Genomic DNA, 16,656 nt, shown 5'->3' on the forward strand with positions numbered 1-16,656 from the left:
GGTTGAACCGTTTTTTACCATGCGCCTGTTTAAAGCTTCGCCACTTTCCCCGGCGCTTATGCGAAACAGCCTCCGCCTTTAAAGCCTTTCTGCCTGTTCCCCGCGCCGGGGCGGGCATTTTGCCCGGGTTTAGGCGGCGAAATAAAGAAGCAGGCCCGCCTTCAGGCCTGCTTCTTGCAATTAACCCCTGCCGCGCAGGATTTTTCTGCTTATTCCGCCTCGTTCTTAGCCTCTTCAATCACCTTCTGCGCAACATTGGAGGGCGCCTCCTCATAGCGGGCAAAGGTGAAGGTAAAGCTGCCCCGCCCCTGGGTCACCTGGCGGATAAACGTGGTAAAATCGTGCATTTCCGCCATGGGCACGTCGGCCTCGACCACCTGCTGGCCGTCTCCCGCCGGCTCCATGCCGAGCACGCGCCCCCGGCGCTTGTTGACCTCGCCCATTATGTCGCCCATATTCGCGTCAGGAACCGTGGCCTTCAGCGTGCCGATCGGCTCCAGCAGCACGGGGGCGGCCTGCGGCATACCGGCCTTATAGGCCAGTGAGGCCGCGGTCTTAAACGCCATTTCGGAGGAATCCACCGGGTGGTAGGAACCGTCGTAGAGGGTGGCGCGCAGGCCGACGACCGGGTACCCCGCCAGCGGGCCCCTGGCGATGCTGTCGCGCAGGCCCTTTTCAACAGCCGGGAAGAAGCCCTTGGGCACCGATCCGCCGACTACGCGCTCCCCGAACTCCAGGCCCTCGCTGTCACAGGGCTCAAATTCAATCCATACGTCGCCGAACTGGCCGTGGCCGCCGGTCTGCTTTTTATGGCGGCCCTGTACCTGGACCTTTTTGCGGATGGTCTCACGGTAGGCGACCCGCGGCTTCTCCAGCGTAACATCCACGCCGAATTTACTCTTGAGCTTGGAGACGACAACGTCCAGATGCTGCTCGCCCAGGCCGGAGATCACCATCTGATGCGTCTCGACATTATTGGTAAATTTAATGGTGGGGTCCTCCTCCGCCAGGCGCAGGATTCCCTGCGCCACCTTATCCTCATCGCCTTTATTTTTCGGCGCCACGGCCATGGAAAGCGTCGGGACAGGGTAGTCGATGCCGTCCAGGACCACCTTTCTGGCCGGCGAGCAGAGCGTGTCGCCCGTATTCACCCCGGTGAGCTTCAGCACCGCGCCGATGTCGCCCGCCGGAATACAGCCGGCATCCTCCTGCTTCTTGCCGCGCATCACCACCACCTTGCCTATGCGCTCCGTGTTGCCCGTGCGCATGTCGGCAAGCTGGGCATCCTGCGAAACCTTACCCGCAATCACCTTCAGGAAGGAAATCTTGCCTACAAAGGGGTCGGCAATGGTCTTGAACACAATGGCCGCCGCCGCGCCGTCCTCATTGACGGAGAGCTCCACCGGGTTTCCGTCCACATCCGCGCCGATCTCGGCGGATTTGTCCGCGGCGCAGGGGGCCAGCCAGGTCAGGCCGTCCAGCAGCTGCTCCATGCCGCGCATCAGCATGGCGTCGCCGCAGAACACCGGGGTAATGGTGCCCGCGCGCACGCCGCTGCTCACCCCCACAATCACCTCCTCCGGTGTAAACGCCTCGCCGGAAAATATTTTTCAAACATCTCATCGCTGGTTTCAGCCACCGCCTCATAAATTGCGGTGCGCAGGCCCTCCAGACGGTCGCCCATGTCGGGCATCTTGACCTCAACCGGCGCGCCGCCGGAGTAATCATAGGCCTTGTATTCCAGGATATTGACATAGATGTTCGCCTGTCCGTCCACGATAAAGGGCACTACCACCGGGCAGATGGAGGGGCCGAACTTCGCCTTCAGGTCCTCGAACACCCGGTAGAAGCGGGCGCTTTCATCGCAGAGGCCGTTGACGAAAAACATCTTCGCCAGCCCCCGCGCCGAAGCGGCGGCGAACGCCTTTTCTGTTCCCACCGCGGCGCCGTCCTTCCCGGAAACCGCGATCAGCACGGAGTCCGCCGCGCGGACGGCCTCCCGCAGGCCGCCCTCAAAGTCGAAGAGGCCGGGGGCATCGATTAAATTGATTTTACGGTTTTTCCACTCGAGAGGAGCTACCGCCGCCGACACGCTGGCCTGGCGCCTGATTTCTTCCGCATCGTAGTCGCACACGGTGTTTCCTTCCGCAATTTTGCCTCTCCGCTCCGAGGCGCCGGAAAGATACAGCATGGCCTCTGCAATGGAGGTTTTCCCCGCGCCGCTGTGGCCTGCGAGGGCAATGTTCAAGATATTTTTCGCGCTGAACTGTTTCATCTGATAAAGCTCCTTTCAGGGAATAATGAGTAGCATAACTTAAACAATTGTTGCAAACGAATTTTCTTAATTATATCCCATGTATACAATCTTCGCAATCCCCATTTGAAAAATAGTACCAGTTGACTCCCAATAATTTTTGAAATATTTTGGTTAATATGCTGATTGATTTTTCTGATTTTTCAAAAACACGCCCTCTCTTCTGTAACGATTGACAGTTCCCCGCCCTATTACGCTCCACGGCCAGCCGTACAGGCCGCCGGATCGCCAGGCCGGACCGGACAAAAAACACACGCTGCCCAACCGGCTAAATATATGCGGGCCGGCGGCAAAAAAGCACAGGGCGCCCACACCGGCGCGAAGCTTACCACACACCGGATTTTAAAAAAAGACGAGGATCGGCACGCAAAATTTGTCTTTACCTCGGCGGCATTGTTCGCTATAATGTAGACAGCTTGCCGCCCCCCTTTTTCACCGGCCTGCCGGGCGGGCGGGAGCGGCATCCGGCGGGTGCGCACAGCCTGCGCCTACCGCATGGATTACCAGCATGAAAAAATAAAAACAACGTTGAAACGGAGGACTGGGTATATGATTGGAATCATCGGCGCCATGCCTGTAGAGGTGGACGGCCTGACCGCTATTTTGAATGAAAAGCAGGGCGAAGCCGTCAGCGGCATTGTCTTTTACCAGGGGAAAATCAGCGGCGTTTCCTGTGTGGTGGCCTGCTGTGGGCCCGGAAAGGTAAACGCGGCGGTCTGCACGCAGGCCATGCTGATGCGCTATCCGGTTTCACTGGTCATCAATACCGGCGTGGCCGGCGGCATCGGCCCCGGCGTCCGCATCGGCGACCTGGTCGTGGCCGAGGGCGTGGTCCAGCATGACTTCGACACCTCCCCGCTCGACGGCGTCAAGGGGCTTTTGCCGGTGCTGAACGAGGTGGTTGTCCCCACGGACCAGGCGGCCTCCGACACGCTCCTGCAATGCGCCCGCCGCGTTTATGACGGCAACGTCACCCGGGGCATCGTCGCCACCGGCGATCAGTTTATCTCCGGCGGGGAGCAGGCCGCCAAAATCCGCGGCGACTTCGGCGCGGATGCCTGTGAGATGGAGGGCGGCAGCATCGGGCAGGTCTGCGCGCTGAACAAGATCCCCTTCGCGGTCATACGCGCCATCTCCGACCACGGCGACGACGAGGCCTCCGTGGACTTTCCCGCCTTTGCCAGCCAGGCGGCCCAGAAGAGCATCGAGCTGCTGAAAACCGCGCTTCCGCTGCTGTAAACGGGCAGCGGCAAGGCAATCCGCGCAGTTTTCAGCTATGCCCTCTATTACGAAAGGAGAAGCCGGCCGTTATGCAGATCATCGACATCAGCCGTGAGCTTTTTTCCACGCCCGCCTACCCGGGCGACCCCGCCCCCTACCGGGAGGCCATCCGCCGCATGGAGCTGGGCGACGGCTACAACCTCACCGCCTTTTTTTCGGGCTGCCACAGCGCAACCCACATCGATGCCCCGCGGCATTTTCTCCGCGACGGCAAAACGCTTGATCAGCTGCCGCTGGCCCCCTTCTACGGCCCCTGCACCGTCGTCCCTGCCGAGGGCCTGATTACCGGGGCGGACATTGACCGCCTCGCCATTCCCAAGGGCAGCCGCCTGCTGATTAAAGGGGAGGGCCGGGCCTTTTTCACCCAGAGCGGAGCCTTTGCGCTGGCACAGGCCGGGATCTGTCTGGTGGGCACCGACGCGCTCAGCATCGCGCCGCCCGGTGACGAAGCCGCCCCGCATGAGGAGCTGCTCAGCGCGGAAATTCCCATCTTAGAGGGGCTGGACCTTTCCCGGGTAGAACCGGGGGCCTATTTTCTCTGCGCTTTTCCGCTGTTTTTGCGGGGAACCGAGGCCGCGCCCGCGCGGGCGGTCCTGCTGACCGGTTAAAAGACGGCTATGCCGCCAATTCAGGAGGGAAACCATGAAAAAACGAATAATCGGGCTCTCCACCTGCGGAGAAAAGGATTTAAGCCTGAAGGGCTTCCAGCTCTATGCAGACAATGGCATCGGCGCTATGGAAATCTCCGTCTCCGCCGATGCCCATAAACAATTGGATTGCGCCGCGCTCCGGCATAACGCCGCAGAAACCGGCGTACAGCTCTGGTCCTATCACTTACCGTTCGAGCCCTTTGAAGCAAACGATATTTCCTCTTTAAACGAGCGGATTCGCCGCATATCGATCGACCTGCAAAAAGGGCTGCTTGAAAAAGCGGCCGCACTCGGCTGCCGCAAGGCCGTCATCCACCCCAGCGGGGAACCGTTGGACGAGGCGGAACGCGCCGCCCGTTTGGAGCAGGCGAAGAAATCGCTCTCTGTCCTCGCGGCCTTTGCCGCCGGGGCCGGGCTTCAGCTGGCAGTGGAAAATCTGCCGCGAACCTGTCTTGGCAGGAACGCCGGGGAGATTCTATCATTACTTCAGGCCGATGAGCGGCTCGGTCTCTGCTTTGACACCAATCATCTGCTGGGCGAGAGTACGGAGTTTTTTTTACATCGATGTGCCAGCCGGATCGTCACCATTCATGTCTCGGACTATGATTACCGCAATGAGCGCCACTGGCTGCCCGGCGAAGGTAAGATTGACTGGCCGCTTGTCGCCTGTATGCTGGAGACCGCCGGGTACCGGGGTCCTTGGCTCTATGAGGTCGGCTTTGAAACGCCGCCCACCATTGCCCGCGACCGAGCCTTGACCTACGCTGATTTTCTGCGCAATGCCGGGGAGATCTTCCGCGGAGAGGCGCCGGCCCCCCTAGGGACGCCGCTGCCAAATCTGCCGCACTGGTCCGGCGCGTAAACCGGCCGCACGCCGTTCCACAGCAGCCGGACAAAACAGCGCGGCCCCCTGCCGCCGGTGGATTTACCAGCCGCAGCCGCGGAACCCGCCGGGCCAATCATTTTTTATTGGGAGGAATTACAGATGAATTATGTAGAAGGATATCAGGACCATGGAATTATCATCCGCCCCGACAAGGAGGGCGAGCCCTTTTTCAGTGTTGACGGCGGCGGCATTCGCGAGGCCATCATCAACCGGGAGAACGGAAAATACTACCTTTTTTACGACGGGGCCATCCCCGGCGCACGGCCGGACAGCTACTGGATGGCCTGCCTCGCTGAAAGCGAGGACCTCGTCCACTGGAAAAAGCTGGGCCGCGTCCTGAACGTCTCGCCGGACGGCAGCGGCGCACTCGACACCCGCACCGCTACCTCCCCCTGGGTCTACTTCGACGGGGAGCGTTGGCACATGTACTACATCGGCTCTCCCGCCTGCAGCGAGGAGGGCGTCCCCGCCTGCCCCTACTACACGCTTTATGCATCCGCCGGGCAGCTCACCGGCCCCTGGAAGAAGCGGATCGACGAGCCCGGCAAGGAAAAGCACGTCTGCTTTATGACCAAGCCCAACAGCTGGATGGACTTTACCGCCTCCGCCGGCCATGTGCTGGAAAACCCCAACTGGCAGGGCCCGGGCGACCGGGAAAACGACCGCTATATCATGTATTTCAGCGGCTCCTGCCTGCCGCCCATGGAGCGCTCGCTCGGCATTGCCACCACCAATGACCTGGCGCGTACGGACGACTACGACGCACCGGACCCCAACCACTGGCATATCCAGCCGGAGCCCATCCTGCCGCCTGAAATAGACCTGGAAAATTCCTCCGTCTACTATGAGGAGGCCAACGGCACCTACTTCCTCTTTACCAACCACATCAAGGACAACAGCTACACAGACGCCGTCTATGTCTACAGCTCCAAGGACCCCTTCCACTGGGATCCGGCCTGCGGGCGCATTTTAGTCGACGCAAGCAACAGCACCTGGGCGCATGGGGCCATCGGCATGCCGACGGTCATTAAGACCGCCCCGAATACGCTCTCCATTGTCTACGACGGCGTGGAGGGCAGCGGCTGCGGCCACCTGAACCGCTGCATCGGCCTGGGGACGCTTCCCCTCCCCCTAAAGCCCTTTGAAAAAATTCCCCTTGAAAGGGATTGACCGGGCCGCGCCGGCCCGAACCACAGCTTTGAAAGGAAGCCGACATGGACACCATCGACACATTTGACAACCGTCTGAAATATTACCATTTCCTGCTCTGCCGGGATAACCTGGACAATCTTCCGGATTATCCGCTGCCTGCGGGCTATCGCTTCGTCTTTTACCGCGACGGCGATAAAAAGGATTGGATCGAAATTGAAAAATCCGCCGGGGAATTTATTGATGAGGCTGGCGGCCTAGCGGCCTGGCAGCACTATTACGGCGGCAGGGAGCATCTGCTTGGGGAGCGCATGCTCTTCATTACCGGCCCGGACGGCCGCAAGATCGCCACCGCCACCGCCTTTTTCGACGATAGCGACTCCGCAGGCTGGCTGCACTGGGTCTCTGTCCGCCGGGACTGCCAGGGCGCGGGGCTGTCAAGGCCATTGATCGCCAAGGCGCTTCGCGTTCTGCGCGGGCTCGGTTACCGCGACGCCAAGATTCCCACGCAGACCACCTCCTGGGTTGCCGTCAAGCTCTACCTGGACTTTGGTTTCCGGCCGGAGGCCGAAAATGCCTTGAAGAGCCGGGAAGGCTACCGCATCGTCCGCACACTGACGAACCACCCCGCGCTGCGCGATTTTCCGCCGCTGCCGCGCGAAGCCCTCTGGGACCCGCTGATGCGGCGGGTACACGCCGCGCTGCTCAGCCGCTGCCCGGATTTAGAGGCCTTCTGCCTGCAGGAAAAGGACGGCCTAAGGCTCGTTCGTTACCGGACCGGATCCGGCTGTTTCTCCACCCCTTGCGGGGAGCTGCTTGGCAATGAGCAGGGCTTCTGACCAGGACGGACAAGGACGGTGAATCTATTTTGAAAGGCATACTTTTTGATATTCAGCCCTTCTCCGTGCACGACGGGCCAGGCATCCGCACCACCGTATTTCTGAAGGGCTGCAACCTGCGCTGCTACTGGTGTCACAACCCGGAATCCCAGCGGATGGAGCCGGAGCTCTGCTTTAAAAGCAGCCTTTGCATCGGCTGCGGCGCCTGTGCCCAGGCCTGTCCAAAGGGCGGCGCGCGTTTTACCGAACACTGCGATGCCTGCGGGCGCTGTGCCGGCGAGTGCTACGCCGGCGCGCTGAGCGTGACCGGCTATGCGCTGGAGGCCGCCGGGCTGGTGGAACGCCTGCTGCGCGACCGGGCGCTGTTTGAACGCTCCGGCGGCGGCGTGACCTTCTCGGGCGGCGAGCCGCTTTTGCAGCCCGAGTTTTTACAAGAGGCCCTAACCCTGTGCAGGCAAAACGGCCTGCACACCGCGGTGGAGACCGCCGCCAATGTACCCTGGGCCCGGATCGAGCCCTTGCTCGGCCTGCTGGACACCGTTTTCTGCGATCTTAAGGCGCTGGACCCGGAGCTGCACCGCCGGGCAACCGGCTGCGGCAACCGTACCATTCTGGACAACATCCGCCGGCTGGGCGAGGGCCGGGCAGCCGGGCGGCAGGTAATCCTGCGCATCCCGGTCATTCCGGGCTTCAATGACAATGAACAGGAGCTTTCGCGGATGGCGGATTTCATCCGCGCGCTGCCCTACAGCCCGCAGGTGGAGCTGCTGCCCTTTCACGGCCTGTGCAGCGCAAAATATGCCATGTACGGCCGCACTTACGCGGCTGAGGGGCTGAAGAGCCCCGGCACGGAAGAGCTCCGGCGATTCAGCAGGCTCTTTTCCGGAATACAGATATCCTTCAAGGGGATGGAGGCGTTTACATGAGTATCACACAAAAAATGATTGACGACGCGTTCGCGCGCTCCGAGGACCGGCGCAACGGCCTGGAGCGGGACTACCTGCAAAAAATTGGCCACCTGCGCAGCAAAAGCGAGGATTTCCACAACCTCAAATGCGCGAGGGTTACCGCCTTTATTCTGGAAAATTATTCGGTGGAGATCGATGAAGGCGAGCTGCTTTTCGGCCGCTATACCACCGCGTTCCGCCCAACCCCGGCGATGGAGGACGAATACCGGCAGGCCTGCCTGGTGTGGGACGGCGCGGGCGCGCTGAAGGGCAGCGACGTCGGCAGCACCGGGCACCGGGCCGTCGACCTGAAAAAGCTGCTGAAAACCGGCGTGAAGGGCATCCTGCGCGAGATTGCCGAGGAAAAGCAGAAGCTCTCCGCCTACGACGGCGCAGATGTAGGCAAGCGGGTTTTCTATGAAGCCTGCGAGACGGCGCTGCAGGCCCTTTGCAGCTACGGCAGGCGGGTGCGCAGCACCCTGGCGGCCCTCGCCGCGGCTGAGCAGAACCCCGCGCGCCGGGCGAAGCTGGAGGCCATGGCACAGAATTTCAGCGCCGCCCCCTATGAGCCCTGCAAACACTTTTACGAGGCGCTGCAATGCGCCTGGTTTGCCACCTTCTGCATGGCGCTGACAGGCGATATTACCCTGATGGGGCATATTGACGATTATTTATTTGAATATTACGAAAAAGATATACGTGATGGAATTATAACAAAAGATTTTGCCTTTACCCTATTAGAACACCTTTACCTGAAGCACAATGAGGTGTTCAACTCCTGGCCGGCCTCCATCATGGTGGGCGGCGTAGACGAAAGCGGCCGCACCATCTGCAACGACCTCACCTACATGGCGGTGGAGGCCATCCGCACCACCAAGCTGGTCAACCCCTCTGTGGCGGTCTGCTACACAGACGGCCTGCCCGAGGACCTGCTGCGCAGCTGTGTGGACTGCATCAGCGAGGGCTACACCCGCCCTTCCCTGTTCAATGACAGCCTCATCCGCAAGGGCCTGCGGGATGCCGGCGTACAGGAGGCTGACGCCTGCCGCTATATCCACAGCACCTGCGTGGAAATAACGCCCGTGGCGGCATCCAATATTTTTGTCGCCACCCCTTACCTCAATTTGAACCGTATTTTCGAGCATCTCTTTGCCGGTAAGCCCTACAAGGTAGGCCGGATGAACCACATCGCCATGAGCTACGCCGACGACGGCGACGACTTCATCCTTGCCCGGGACGTGCCCGGCGGCCTCGGCGGCATCACCAGCTTCGACGCGTTTTTCAGCCTGGTGAAGGAATTTATTGCCGCCCATATTGATGCCGCGGCGCTGCGGATTCTGGAAATTGTGGAATACCGCAGGCGCTATTATGCCTCCCCGCTTGTTTCCGCCTTCATGGGCTGCTGCATTAAGAGCGGGCTCGACAGCTCCGCCGGCGGCGCGAAATACAATTTTGTCTACCCCGCCTTTCCCGGCGTCATTAATTTCATCGACTCGCTGGCAGCCGTCAAGAAGGCCTGCTTCGACGAAAAGCTGCTGACGCTGGAGGAGCTCGCGCTGGCCTGTAAGGCCAATTTCAAGGGCTACGAGCGTATCCGCCAGTATTTGGCCAACCGCTGCCCGAAATTCGGCAACGACATCGACGAGGTTGACTCAATTGCCCGCGAGGTCCACGAAACCCTCTATGCCTGCATGCAGAAATATACCACCGCCCTGGGCGGCAAATGCTACCCCAGCTATTTTGCCTGGATCATGCACGGCGTTCTGGGCAAGATGACCGAGGCCACGCCGGACGGGCGGCCGGCAGCCACCGCCCTCTCCGAGCACCTGGGGCCTGTGCGCGGCATGGATAAAAACGGGCTGGGCGCCGTGGTGCGCTCCATCGCAAAGCTCGACCAGAGCAAGGGCATCGGCGGCATTGCCACCAATGTGCGCTTCACCAAGGATTTTGTCTCCGACGGCAAGGACCGCCGCGCCGTGTGCGATTTCATCCGCTACTTTATGGCAAGCGGATGCTTTGAGGTACAGTTCAATGTTGTAGACGGCAAGGAGCTGGTTGAGGCTAAAAAGCATCCCGAGCAATACCGCACCCTGATGGTGCGCGTCGCCGGCTACAGCGATTATTTCAACAACCTGGCCGATAACGTCAAGGACGAGGTCATCGCCCGCTATGAATACGGCGCGGTATAACCCATCGTATAGAAGTGTATAAAATACGCCCTCCAACCGTAAAGCGGCTGGGGGCGTATTTATTTTAAGGGGGACACTACCGATGGAACAGCCCTTGCTCACCGCGCCTGGTTTGCGGCCGCATTTTTCAGCCTTGCGCGGCCTATTCTGCGGCAGCCGCCGCGGCTCCTCATTTTTCTCCGTTCATCTGCGCTACAAACGCCGCGCTCTTCGCCGTCAGCTCCACCCAAGCCGGACGGAAGCCGCTGCGGACGGCGTTGCGCACCGACCGCAGGTTCGACCATGCCGCACAATAAAACGGCGCCTTCCCCCGCCGCAGGATCTCAAGCGCCAGGCGGCTTGTCAGCGCCGAGGCAATGCCCTGCCTCCGGTACTCGGGCAGCACGTCGATGCCAATCTGCCACATGGCGCCGCAGTCCGCCGAGCAGCCCGCCAGGCCTACCAGCCGGCCCCGGTCCAGCGCGGCAGCCGCCAGCACATCCAGCTCCCGGCGCTTTTCGCACAGAGCGTTGCTCCACTGGGGGAGGTACAGCCCCCCAAAGCGCTCCGGCCCCCAAAGCTCCACCTCATAGGCACAGGGCCTTTCCTCCAGCGCCGTCAGGTCCGGCAGAAAATATTCCGCCATAAAGCAAAGCCGATGCCCATGCTGCTGCAGCGCATCATTGAGCACATGCAGGTTGGGCGTCTCAAAGCAGTGCTCCGCCGCAAAGCGCCTGATGTAATCCCGCACGGCGGGCTCGATCTCCGGGTTGACCGATGCGACGATGTGATTGCCGTATGAAACCAGATTGCAGTAAAACGGCAGCTCCAGATACCGCCGGGCCTGCGGGTGGGCACAGGAATGCACGACCACGCTTTCCTCCCTTAAAAAATCCTCCGGCGCGCAGTTCAAATCCAACGCGGACTGCTGCATAGCAACCGCTAAAAGCTCCTTATTTGTCATTATAATTTCCTCCATATTCCACCTAAAAGCCGCCTCCCCCTCCCGCCCGGCGGCGAAACCAGGCCGCTCAAAACAAGCTTAGCTGCCCGGCCTGATAGCCCAGCCGGTAGCCGCGGATAATCTCCGGCATGCGGTAAAGCAGGCCATGGCGCGCGCACTCCTGCTGAAAAACGCCCCATAGCTGCCGTGCGCGCGGGCTGGCGCACTGGTAGCGCTCCCCATACCTTTTTTCATAGCGTTCCCGCAGCCCAGGAAACAGCTCGTCGAGCCGGTCATAATAATAGATCCGCTGATTAGCGCGCAGGGTCATGCCGAAAGCGGGGTAAACAAAGCGCGCGCCGCAATCCGCCGCCCGGCCCACAAGCGTGCGGACATTCTCTTCCGTATCCTCTAAAAAGGGAAGCACCGGCATCAGCAGCACCCCGGCAAACAGGCCCGCGCCGGTAAGCCTGCGCAGGGCCTCGAAGCGCTGGGAGGAGGGCGGCGCGTACGGCTCCACCTTCCGGCTGAGGCGGTCGTCCGCGGCGGTAATGGTCAGCTTGCAGAGGACCGGGGCATGCGCGGCAATTTCCTGAAGCACGTCCAGGTCCCGTGTAATCAGCGTGCTTTTTGTCGTAATCCCAGCGCCGAAACCAAATGCGGAGATCAGCTCCAGCGCATGCCGGGTCAGCTCATACTCTTTTTCAAAGGGGTTATAGGGGTCGCTCATTGCGCCCATGCCCACCACGCCGGGATGACGCTTACTGCGCAGGCCGTCGCGGATGAGCCGCAGGGCATCCGCCTTCACCCGCACCCGGTCAAAATCCAGCGTTCCATAGCAGCCGCTGCGGCTGTCACAGTAAATACAGCCATGGCAACACCCCCGGTAAATGTTCATGTTGTAATCATACCCAAACCAATATTTCCCATTTTTTACACGATTCACGATGTTTTTTGCCGGAATTTCCTCTAATATCACAGTTTCATCCCCCATCGGCCCCCAGCGGCAGGGTTATTTCACCCAGTACACGGCCCCGTCTTTTGTGCGGTCCATAAAGCCGTATTCAATCAAATAACGCCGGAGCGTCACATAGTCCGTGTAAATTTCAGCGAGCGCCTCGTTGACCTGCGCCTCTGTATAACGGCGCCCGGCCTGGAACTCCTCGATAATACGCATCAGCACGGCAAGCTTGCGCTTTTCCTTAACGGGAAAATGCTCCAGCCTTAAGGGCTCTAGGCTTTTAAAGGCGTTTTTCAGGTAGCGCTCGTACTCCTCCTGCGTCATCAGGTAACGGTCGTCCACCATTTTAGCGCCGTCATGTACCGGGCGCAGCTCCGCCCCCGGCCGCTCCCCACTGCCGGACGCCGCTTCCGCCAGCTGCCCGGCACATTCATACAGCGCCAAGTAAACGCGCGCCTGCTTGGCTTTTTCGCGGAATACAAATTTTTGATGGCGGACGGTTGAGACACTGACGCCTGCTTCCTTGGCAATCGCCTGGTCCGGCCAGCCTTGCGCCAAACGGCTGAGCAGCTTTTTCTGGTTTTGTGTCAGCGTGTTATAACGGCTTTCCATGTTTAAAAAGGCCTGAAACCATCCGCCGTGATCCCGCTCCAGGTGCTCCCGCACCGCACGGCCCGCCGTAAAAAAGCGTCCCGCCAGCGCATAGATCTCCTCCTCCTCAAACTGCTTGCCGCAAAGCAGGCAGGCATAGCTTTTTCTCCCCGCATCATATAAAAATCCATCCTTGAGCGTATTGAGATCATAATCCCCTAAATTCATTTTCTGACTCCTATCCATTCTTGAGCTGCCATCCCCTCCCCTTGTGAGCGGGGAAATCCAGCCGGTTTTTTAATTATTATAAATTTAATATAAATTAATTTACTAAATAAGTCAATATCATTTATTTATATTTTCTATCACTTCAAAATACAAGCTATTTTCTTCACCCGCAGCCGCCCGCATTGCAAGCATGCGCTGCATCTATCGTTTGGCCCAAATACAGCCTATACCGGCGAACAAGCCCCGCTTTTAGGCTGGAGCCCTCCGCGCAGAATATCCAGCTGCAAAAATTCCCCGGTCCTTTTATGCATTTATAATTGCTTCTTTTAAATCCGTGGATTATAATGAAGGCAATTTCCCGGGTCAGGCCGCCTGACCCGGCCCAAAACAGGGAGGAGTGTACCATGGATAAAGCTTATAAAATTGTCTGGCGGGGCTGCGGCGACTACACCGACCGCGCTTATTTTGAGTCCTTTCTGCAAAGCGTTACCCAGGGCGGACGGGTTTTAGAGGAGCTGAATCTACCCATCTGCGAACCGGCGACACACCCTTATTTTCCCCTTGATGCGCTTCGCAGTGCCTGCGGCGGCTTCCAGGAGGCCGCCGCACTGGCCCGCCGGTACGGCATGCGCGTGGGCATCAACCAGTGGCCCGCCTTTGGCGCGGAGGAGGTCTATGCCGCCGACGACGGGCACGAGATGCCCTTCGGCCCCATGGTGGGCTACGACGGGCGCATCGCCCGCCGGCTGGCCTGCCCCACCTCGCCCGAATTTCTCGCCTATACGCGGGAGAAGTTCAAGATATATGCCGGGGCAGGCCCGGATTTCATCTGGATTGACGACGATTGCCGTTTTACCCACCTGGGTACGGTTCAGTACCCGTGCTTCTGCCCGCGCTGCGTGGCAGGCTTTGAGGGAGGCCGCTTTGCCAGCCGCGAGGCGCTGGTGGACGCGCTGAACCAACCGGAAAACAGCGCCTTGCGCCGCAAGTGGAGCGAATACGGCGCACAGCGGCTGGCTGAATACTGTAAGACGGCCCGCGAGGCTGTGGAGGAGATCAACCCCGCCATCGACGTCAACCTAATGACCGTGGGCTACTCGCACACCACCTTCTCCGGCGACTACATCGAAAAATGCATGGCGGCGGCAAAATCCCGGGCCGGGCGTCCGGGCCACGGCTTTTACTGGGATGAGGAGCCCCGTAAGATGATTGACAAGATCATGGAGGTTGCCCGCCAGGTGCAGCGCTACCCCGCCCAGGTTCTGCCGGACGTCCAGCTTGAGGAAGACAGCTGCCCCCGCACGCCTCTCAACATGGCCGCAAACATCCGCGTTGTTCTGGCGGCGCTCTCTATTTGGGCCGGGTGCAACGGCATCGCCATGAACCACCTGCCCGGGGCGGGCGGTTCCCGCCCGCTGGCCTACAGCCACTATGAATTCGACCTGTGGCGTCATCGCCGCGCCTTTATGGACCAATATCTCTCGTTCAGCGAGGGGCTGCCCGCGCTGGGCATCTGGGTGGCGGACAATGAATTTATGGCCGCCGGTATGGATACAAAGGAAAAGGGCTGGTTCCATGAGGACGACCCGGATTACAGCGTGGAAAAGGTAAACAAGGAATGGCCCTGCTTTGGCTCCGCTATTTCCGCGGACCCCGCGCATGCTTACGCCACCCTTTTACAGGGCAAGGTCGTTGACACCTATTCCGACGAACAGATTGATGAAATTTTTCAAAAGCCCGTCCTGCTGGACGGCATGGCCCTAGAGGCGCTGGAAAAACGCGGCTTTGGCGGCAGAACCGGCGTGCGGCTGGCGGGCCGCCGGCTGGGCCTGGTCGAAAAGATGGCCAATGCCGCTGTAAATGAGGATTTTTCCGGCGTTACCCGTACAGGCATCTTCCACCCCACTTACCTGCTTGAGCCTCTGAACAGCCGCGTTGAAATCCTCTGTACCAGTCCGATCCCCGGAGCGGCGGAGGAACGGCCCTGTGTAACACGCTATGGGCATGTGACCGTGCTCGGCTATTCCCCCTACCAGTTTACCGGCACCGTTGCCAAGCAGACGCAGCTGCGCAATCTGTTGCGCGCAGACGGCGCGCCGGTGCTGCTGGAGCCGGTGGACCCCTATGAGATCAGCCGGGTTTCGCCCTGGGTGCGCGGCAACGGCAACCGGGTCTCCGTCCTGCTTGTCAACACCGGCTTTGACCCGGCGCTCCCCTTTGAGGTCTGCATCCGCGGCAGCTGGACGCAGGCCAGCCTGCTTCTTCCCACAGGCGAGCGGCGGCCCGTCGCGCCGGTCTATGACGGCTCCTTTACCCGCGTGCGGGTGGAGGGCCTCGCTCCCTGGGATTTCCTCGCCGTCCTTGCTGGGGAATAGCCGGCCGCCTTCCGTCATAATCCTCATGATCCCCGATAATAAAAAATAGTCATAAAGAGCCCGCGCCTGTAACCATTCGGGCGCCGCTGCCTGCCGCGATCCGGCGAAGCGGCGCTCTTTTTCTGTCCGCGGCTTCGCCTCGGTCCGGCAGCTCCCTACACGAAACACCCGGGAGGCTTCACCACACCTTTAAAAGCCGGGCGGCACCTGCTCTGCCGGAAGCACGGCGTGCATACCTATAAAGAAAGCCTGTTGAAAACCGCTTTGGCAGGTGGAAAATGTGGTGGAAAAGTTAAATTCTCCGGTGGAAACCGGCTTAAATCCATATTCCCCGACCTTTCCTGCGCCCGGGAGTTCTTTTTGAACGCATTGACACATAAATTTTCTTAAGGAAACCCCCGGTAAAAGTAATCAATGAAAGGAAGGCGGAAAGATTATGTTTGTCCTTTCTGTCAAAGCTGAAAAAAAGCGTCTGTTAATCGGGCTGGCGGCAGCGCTGCTTGCCATTACCCTGCTGGCCGTGGCCTTTAGCTTGCAGGGCGGCGGCGTGCCCGACATTCCCGGCGAAACCAATGACCAGCGCGTTGTATTTTTGCAGCAATACGGCTGGGAGGTTGAGGAAGAGCCCATTGACGTGCAGGAGGTCATCCTGCCAGAGGAATTTAACGACGTCTATACCAATTACAATGCCGTACAAAAAACGCAAAACATGGACCTGGAGCCCTTCGCCGGAAAAACCTGCAAGCAGTGGGTCTACCATGTCACAAATTACCCCGGGGAGGAAAACGTGCGCGCTACCCTGCTGGTCTATGAGGGCAACATCATCGGCGGGGACCTGAGCAGCGCGGCGCTGGACGGCTTCCTCTGCAACTTCTACGGCGACCTGGAAAGCGGCATGCTCAGCAGCCGGGCCGGCGGGGCTGAAAGTACCGGCGCGGCAGAGTCCGGCGCACCGCAGAGCGCCGCCCCAGGCGGTGAACAGGCAAGCGCGCCCGCGGATTCATCCGGCGGTGAGGCCGGTTCCACGCTGCCGGATGAAAGCGCCGCAGCGGAGGCCGCCTCCGCTGCGCCCACGGATGCGGACGCCATTCCCGAGGATGCCTGGCCTACAGACTAAGCCGGGCGGCGTTCTGTAAACAGTTCCCCCTCTTCCGCGGCGGGATTGAAAACGGCAGCCAGTTCTGCTATAATTGTCAGCGTTGACCATTCGCCCCCGGCGGCAATGGGGCGCACCCCTGCCGATCCGCCGGGCTGGGTAAAAAATTCCTCACCCGCCGCATTTTTCCCGCGGCACCGGTCCATAATAAAAAGGAGCCTTCAAGCA

Annotated in this window: 13 protein-coding genes and 1 pseudogene; 9 read left to right on the forward strand and 5 right to left on the reverse strand. The window is 60.1% G+C overall.

From position 1 onward, the window contains the following. Window positions 1-209 precede the first annotated feature (209 nt). Window positions 210-2,275: pseudogene (locus tag DPQ25_RS07920) on the reverse strand (elongation factor G). A gap of 588 nt (window positions 2,276-2,863) precedes the next feature. Between DPQ25_RS07920 and DPQ25_RS07930 the strand changes: the two are divergent. The 7 genes from DPQ25_RS07930 to DPQ25_RS07960 all read left to right on the forward strand — a co-directional run bounded on the left by DPQ25_RS07930 (window position 2,864) and on the right by DPQ25_RS07960 (window position 10,255). Further along, a complete protein-coding gene (locus tag DPQ25_RS07930; protein WP_112332636.1) occupies window positions 2,864-3,553 on the forward strand; it encodes a 5'-methylthioadenosine/adenosylhomocysteine nucleosidase in 690 nt (229 codons plus the stop codon). A gap of 71 nt (window positions 3,554-3,624) precedes the next feature. Further along, on the forward strand, window positions 3,625-4,203 hold the full coding sequence (locus DPQ25_RS07935) for a cyclase family protein (RefSeq protein WP_112332637.1): 579 nt from the start codon (window positions 3,625-3,627) through the stop codon (window positions 4,201-4,203). Window positions 4,204-4,237: 34 nt separating this feature from the next. After that, a complete protein-coding gene (locus tag DPQ25_RS07940) occupies window positions 4,238-5,107 on the forward strand; it encodes a sugar phosphate isomerase/epimerase family protein (RefSeq protein WP_112332638.1) in 870 nt (289 codons plus the stop codon). Between the two features lie 123 nt (window positions 5,108-5,230). After that, on the forward strand, window positions 5,231-6,301 hold the full coding sequence (locus tag DPQ25_RS07945; RefSeq protein WP_112332639.1) for a glycoside hydrolase family protein: 1,071 nt from the start codon (window positions 5,231-5,233) through the stop codon (window positions 6,299-6,301). 44 nt (window positions 6,302-6,345) lie between these two features. Then, window positions 6,346-7,119, forward strand: a complete 774-nt coding sequence (locus DPQ25_RS07950; RefSeq protein WP_112332640.1) for a GNAT family N-acetyltransferase — start codon at window positions 6,346-6,348, stop codon at window positions 7,117-7,119. Between the two features lie 29 nt (window positions 7,120-7,148). Continuing rightward, window positions 7,149-8,045 carry a glycyl-radical enzyme activating protein gene (locus DPQ25_RS07955; protein ID WP_177576944.1) on the forward strand — a complete coding sequence of 299 codons (897 nt, stop codon included), beginning with the start codon at window positions 7,149-7,151 and terminating at the stop codon, window positions 8,043-8,045. Then, complete coding sequence (locus DPQ25_RS07960; RefSeq protein ID WP_112332642.1) at window positions 8,042-10,255, forward strand: pyruvate formate lyase family protein; 2,214 nt, start codon at window positions 8,042-8,044, stop codon at window positions 10,253-10,255. The genes DPQ25_RS07955 and DPQ25_RS07960 overlap by 4 nt, the downstream gene beginning before the upstream one ends. A gap of 169 nt (window positions 10,256-10,424) precedes the next feature. On the opposite strand, the gene DPQ25_RS07965 is transcribed toward DPQ25_RS07960, so the two are convergent. From DPQ25_RS07965 to DPQ25_RS07975, 3 genes are all read right to left on the reverse strand, one after another. Beyond that, window positions 10,425-11,198, reverse strand: a complete 774-nt coding sequence (locus tag DPQ25_RS07965; protein WP_112332643.1) for a GNAT family N-acetyltransferase — start codon at window positions 11,196-11,198, stop codon at window positions 10,425-10,427. A 67-nt stretch (window positions 11,199-11,265) separates the two neighbouring features. Further along, window positions 11,266-12,171, reverse strand: coding sequence for an SPL family radical SAM protein (locus DPQ25_RS07970; RefSeq protein ID WP_177576945.1), 906 nt, complete (start codon window positions 12,169-12,171; stop codon window positions 11,266-11,268). A gap of 18 nt (window positions 12,172-12,189) precedes the next feature. Beyond that, window positions 12,190-12,957 carry a DUF2087 domain-containing protein gene (locus DPQ25_RS07975; protein ID WP_112332644.1) on the reverse strand — a complete coding sequence of 256 codons (768 nt, stop codon included), beginning with the start codon at window positions 12,955-12,957 and terminating at the stop codon, window positions 12,190-12,192. A gap of 404 nt (window positions 12,958-13,361) precedes the next feature. Here DPQ25_RS07975 and DPQ25_RS07985 point away from each other — a divergent pair, with 404 nt between their 5' ends. After that, window positions 13,362-15,332 (forward strand): hypothetical protein, encoded by a 1,971-nt coding sequence (locus DPQ25_RS07985; RefSeq protein ID WP_112332646.1) that lies wholly within the window; start codon window positions 13,362-13,364, stop codon window positions 15,330-15,332. Between the two features lie 436 nt (window positions 15,333-15,768). Beyond that, window positions 15,769-16,449, forward strand: a complete 681-nt coding sequence (locus DPQ25_RS07995) for a DUF4830 domain-containing protein (RefSeq protein ID WP_112332648.1) — start codon at window positions 15,769-15,771, stop codon at window positions 16,447-16,449. Here DPQ25_RS07995 and DPQ25_RS08000 read toward each other — a convergent pair. Beyond that, a complete protein-coding gene (locus tag DPQ25_RS08000; RefSeq protein WP_112332649.1) occupies window positions 16,446-16,634 on the reverse strand; it encodes a hypothetical protein in 189 nt (62 codons plus the stop codon). The genes DPQ25_RS07995 and DPQ25_RS08000 overlap by 4 nt on opposite strands. Window positions 16,635-16,656 lie beyond the last annotated feature (22 nt).

Source organism: Hydrogeniiclostridium mannosilyticum, assembly GCF_003268275.1.
In the GTDB taxonomy this organism is placed as follows: domain Bacteria; phylum Bacillota; class Clostridia; order Oscillospirales; family Acutalibacteraceae; genus Hydrogeniiclostridium; species Hydrogeniiclostridium mannosilyticum.

Excerpts from the sequence above, each read along its gene's own strand:
- DPQ25_RS07930 (WP_112332636.1), top strand. The coding sequence starts at position 2,864 with ATGATTGGAATCATCGGCGCCATGCCTGTAGAGGTGGACGGCCTGACC.
- DPQ25_RS07935 (WP_112332637.1), top strand. The coding sequence starts at position 3,625 with ATGCAGATCATCGACATCAGCCGTGAGCTTTTTTCCACGCCCGCCTAC.
- DPQ25_RS07940 (WP_112332638.1), top strand. The coding sequence starts at position 4,238 with ATGAAAAAACGAATAATCGGGCTCTCCACCTGCGGAGAAAAGGATTTA.
- DPQ25_RS07945 (WP_112332639.1), top strand. The coding sequence starts at position 5,231 with ATGAATTATGTAGAAGGATATCAGGACCATGGAATTATCATCCGCCCC.
- DPQ25_RS07950 (WP_112332640.1), top strand. The coding sequence starts at position 6,346 with ATGGACACCATCGACACATTTGACAACCGTCTGAAATATTACCATTTC.
- DPQ25_RS07960 (WP_112332642.1), top strand. The coding sequence starts at position 8,042 with ATGAGTATCACACAAAAAATGATTGACGACGCGTTCGCGCGCTCCGAG.
- DPQ25_RS07965 (WP_112332643.1), bottom strand. The coding sequence starts at position 11,198 with ATGACAAATAAGGAGCTTTTAGCGGTTGCTATGCAGCAGTCCGCGTTG.
- DPQ25_RS07970 (WP_177576945.1), bottom strand. The coding sequence starts at position 12,171 with ATGGGGGATGAAACTGTGATATTAGAGGAAATTCCGGCAAAAAACATC.
- DPQ25_RS07975 (WP_112332644.1), bottom strand. The coding sequence starts at position 12,957 with ATGAATTTAGGGGATTATGATCTCAATACGCTCAAGGATGGATTTTTA.
- DPQ25_RS07985 (WP_112332646.1), top strand. The coding sequence starts at position 13,362 with ATGGATAAAGCTTATAAAATTGTCTGGCGGGGCTGCGGCGACTACACC.
- DPQ25_RS07995 (WP_112332648.1), top strand. The coding sequence starts at position 15,769 with ATGTTTGTCCTTTCTGTCAAAGCTGAAAAAAAGCGTCTGTTAATCGGG.
- DPQ25_RS08000 (WP_112332649.1), bottom strand. The coding sequence starts at position 16,634 with ATGGACCGGTGCCGCGGGAAAAATGCGGCGGGTGAGGAATTTTTTACC.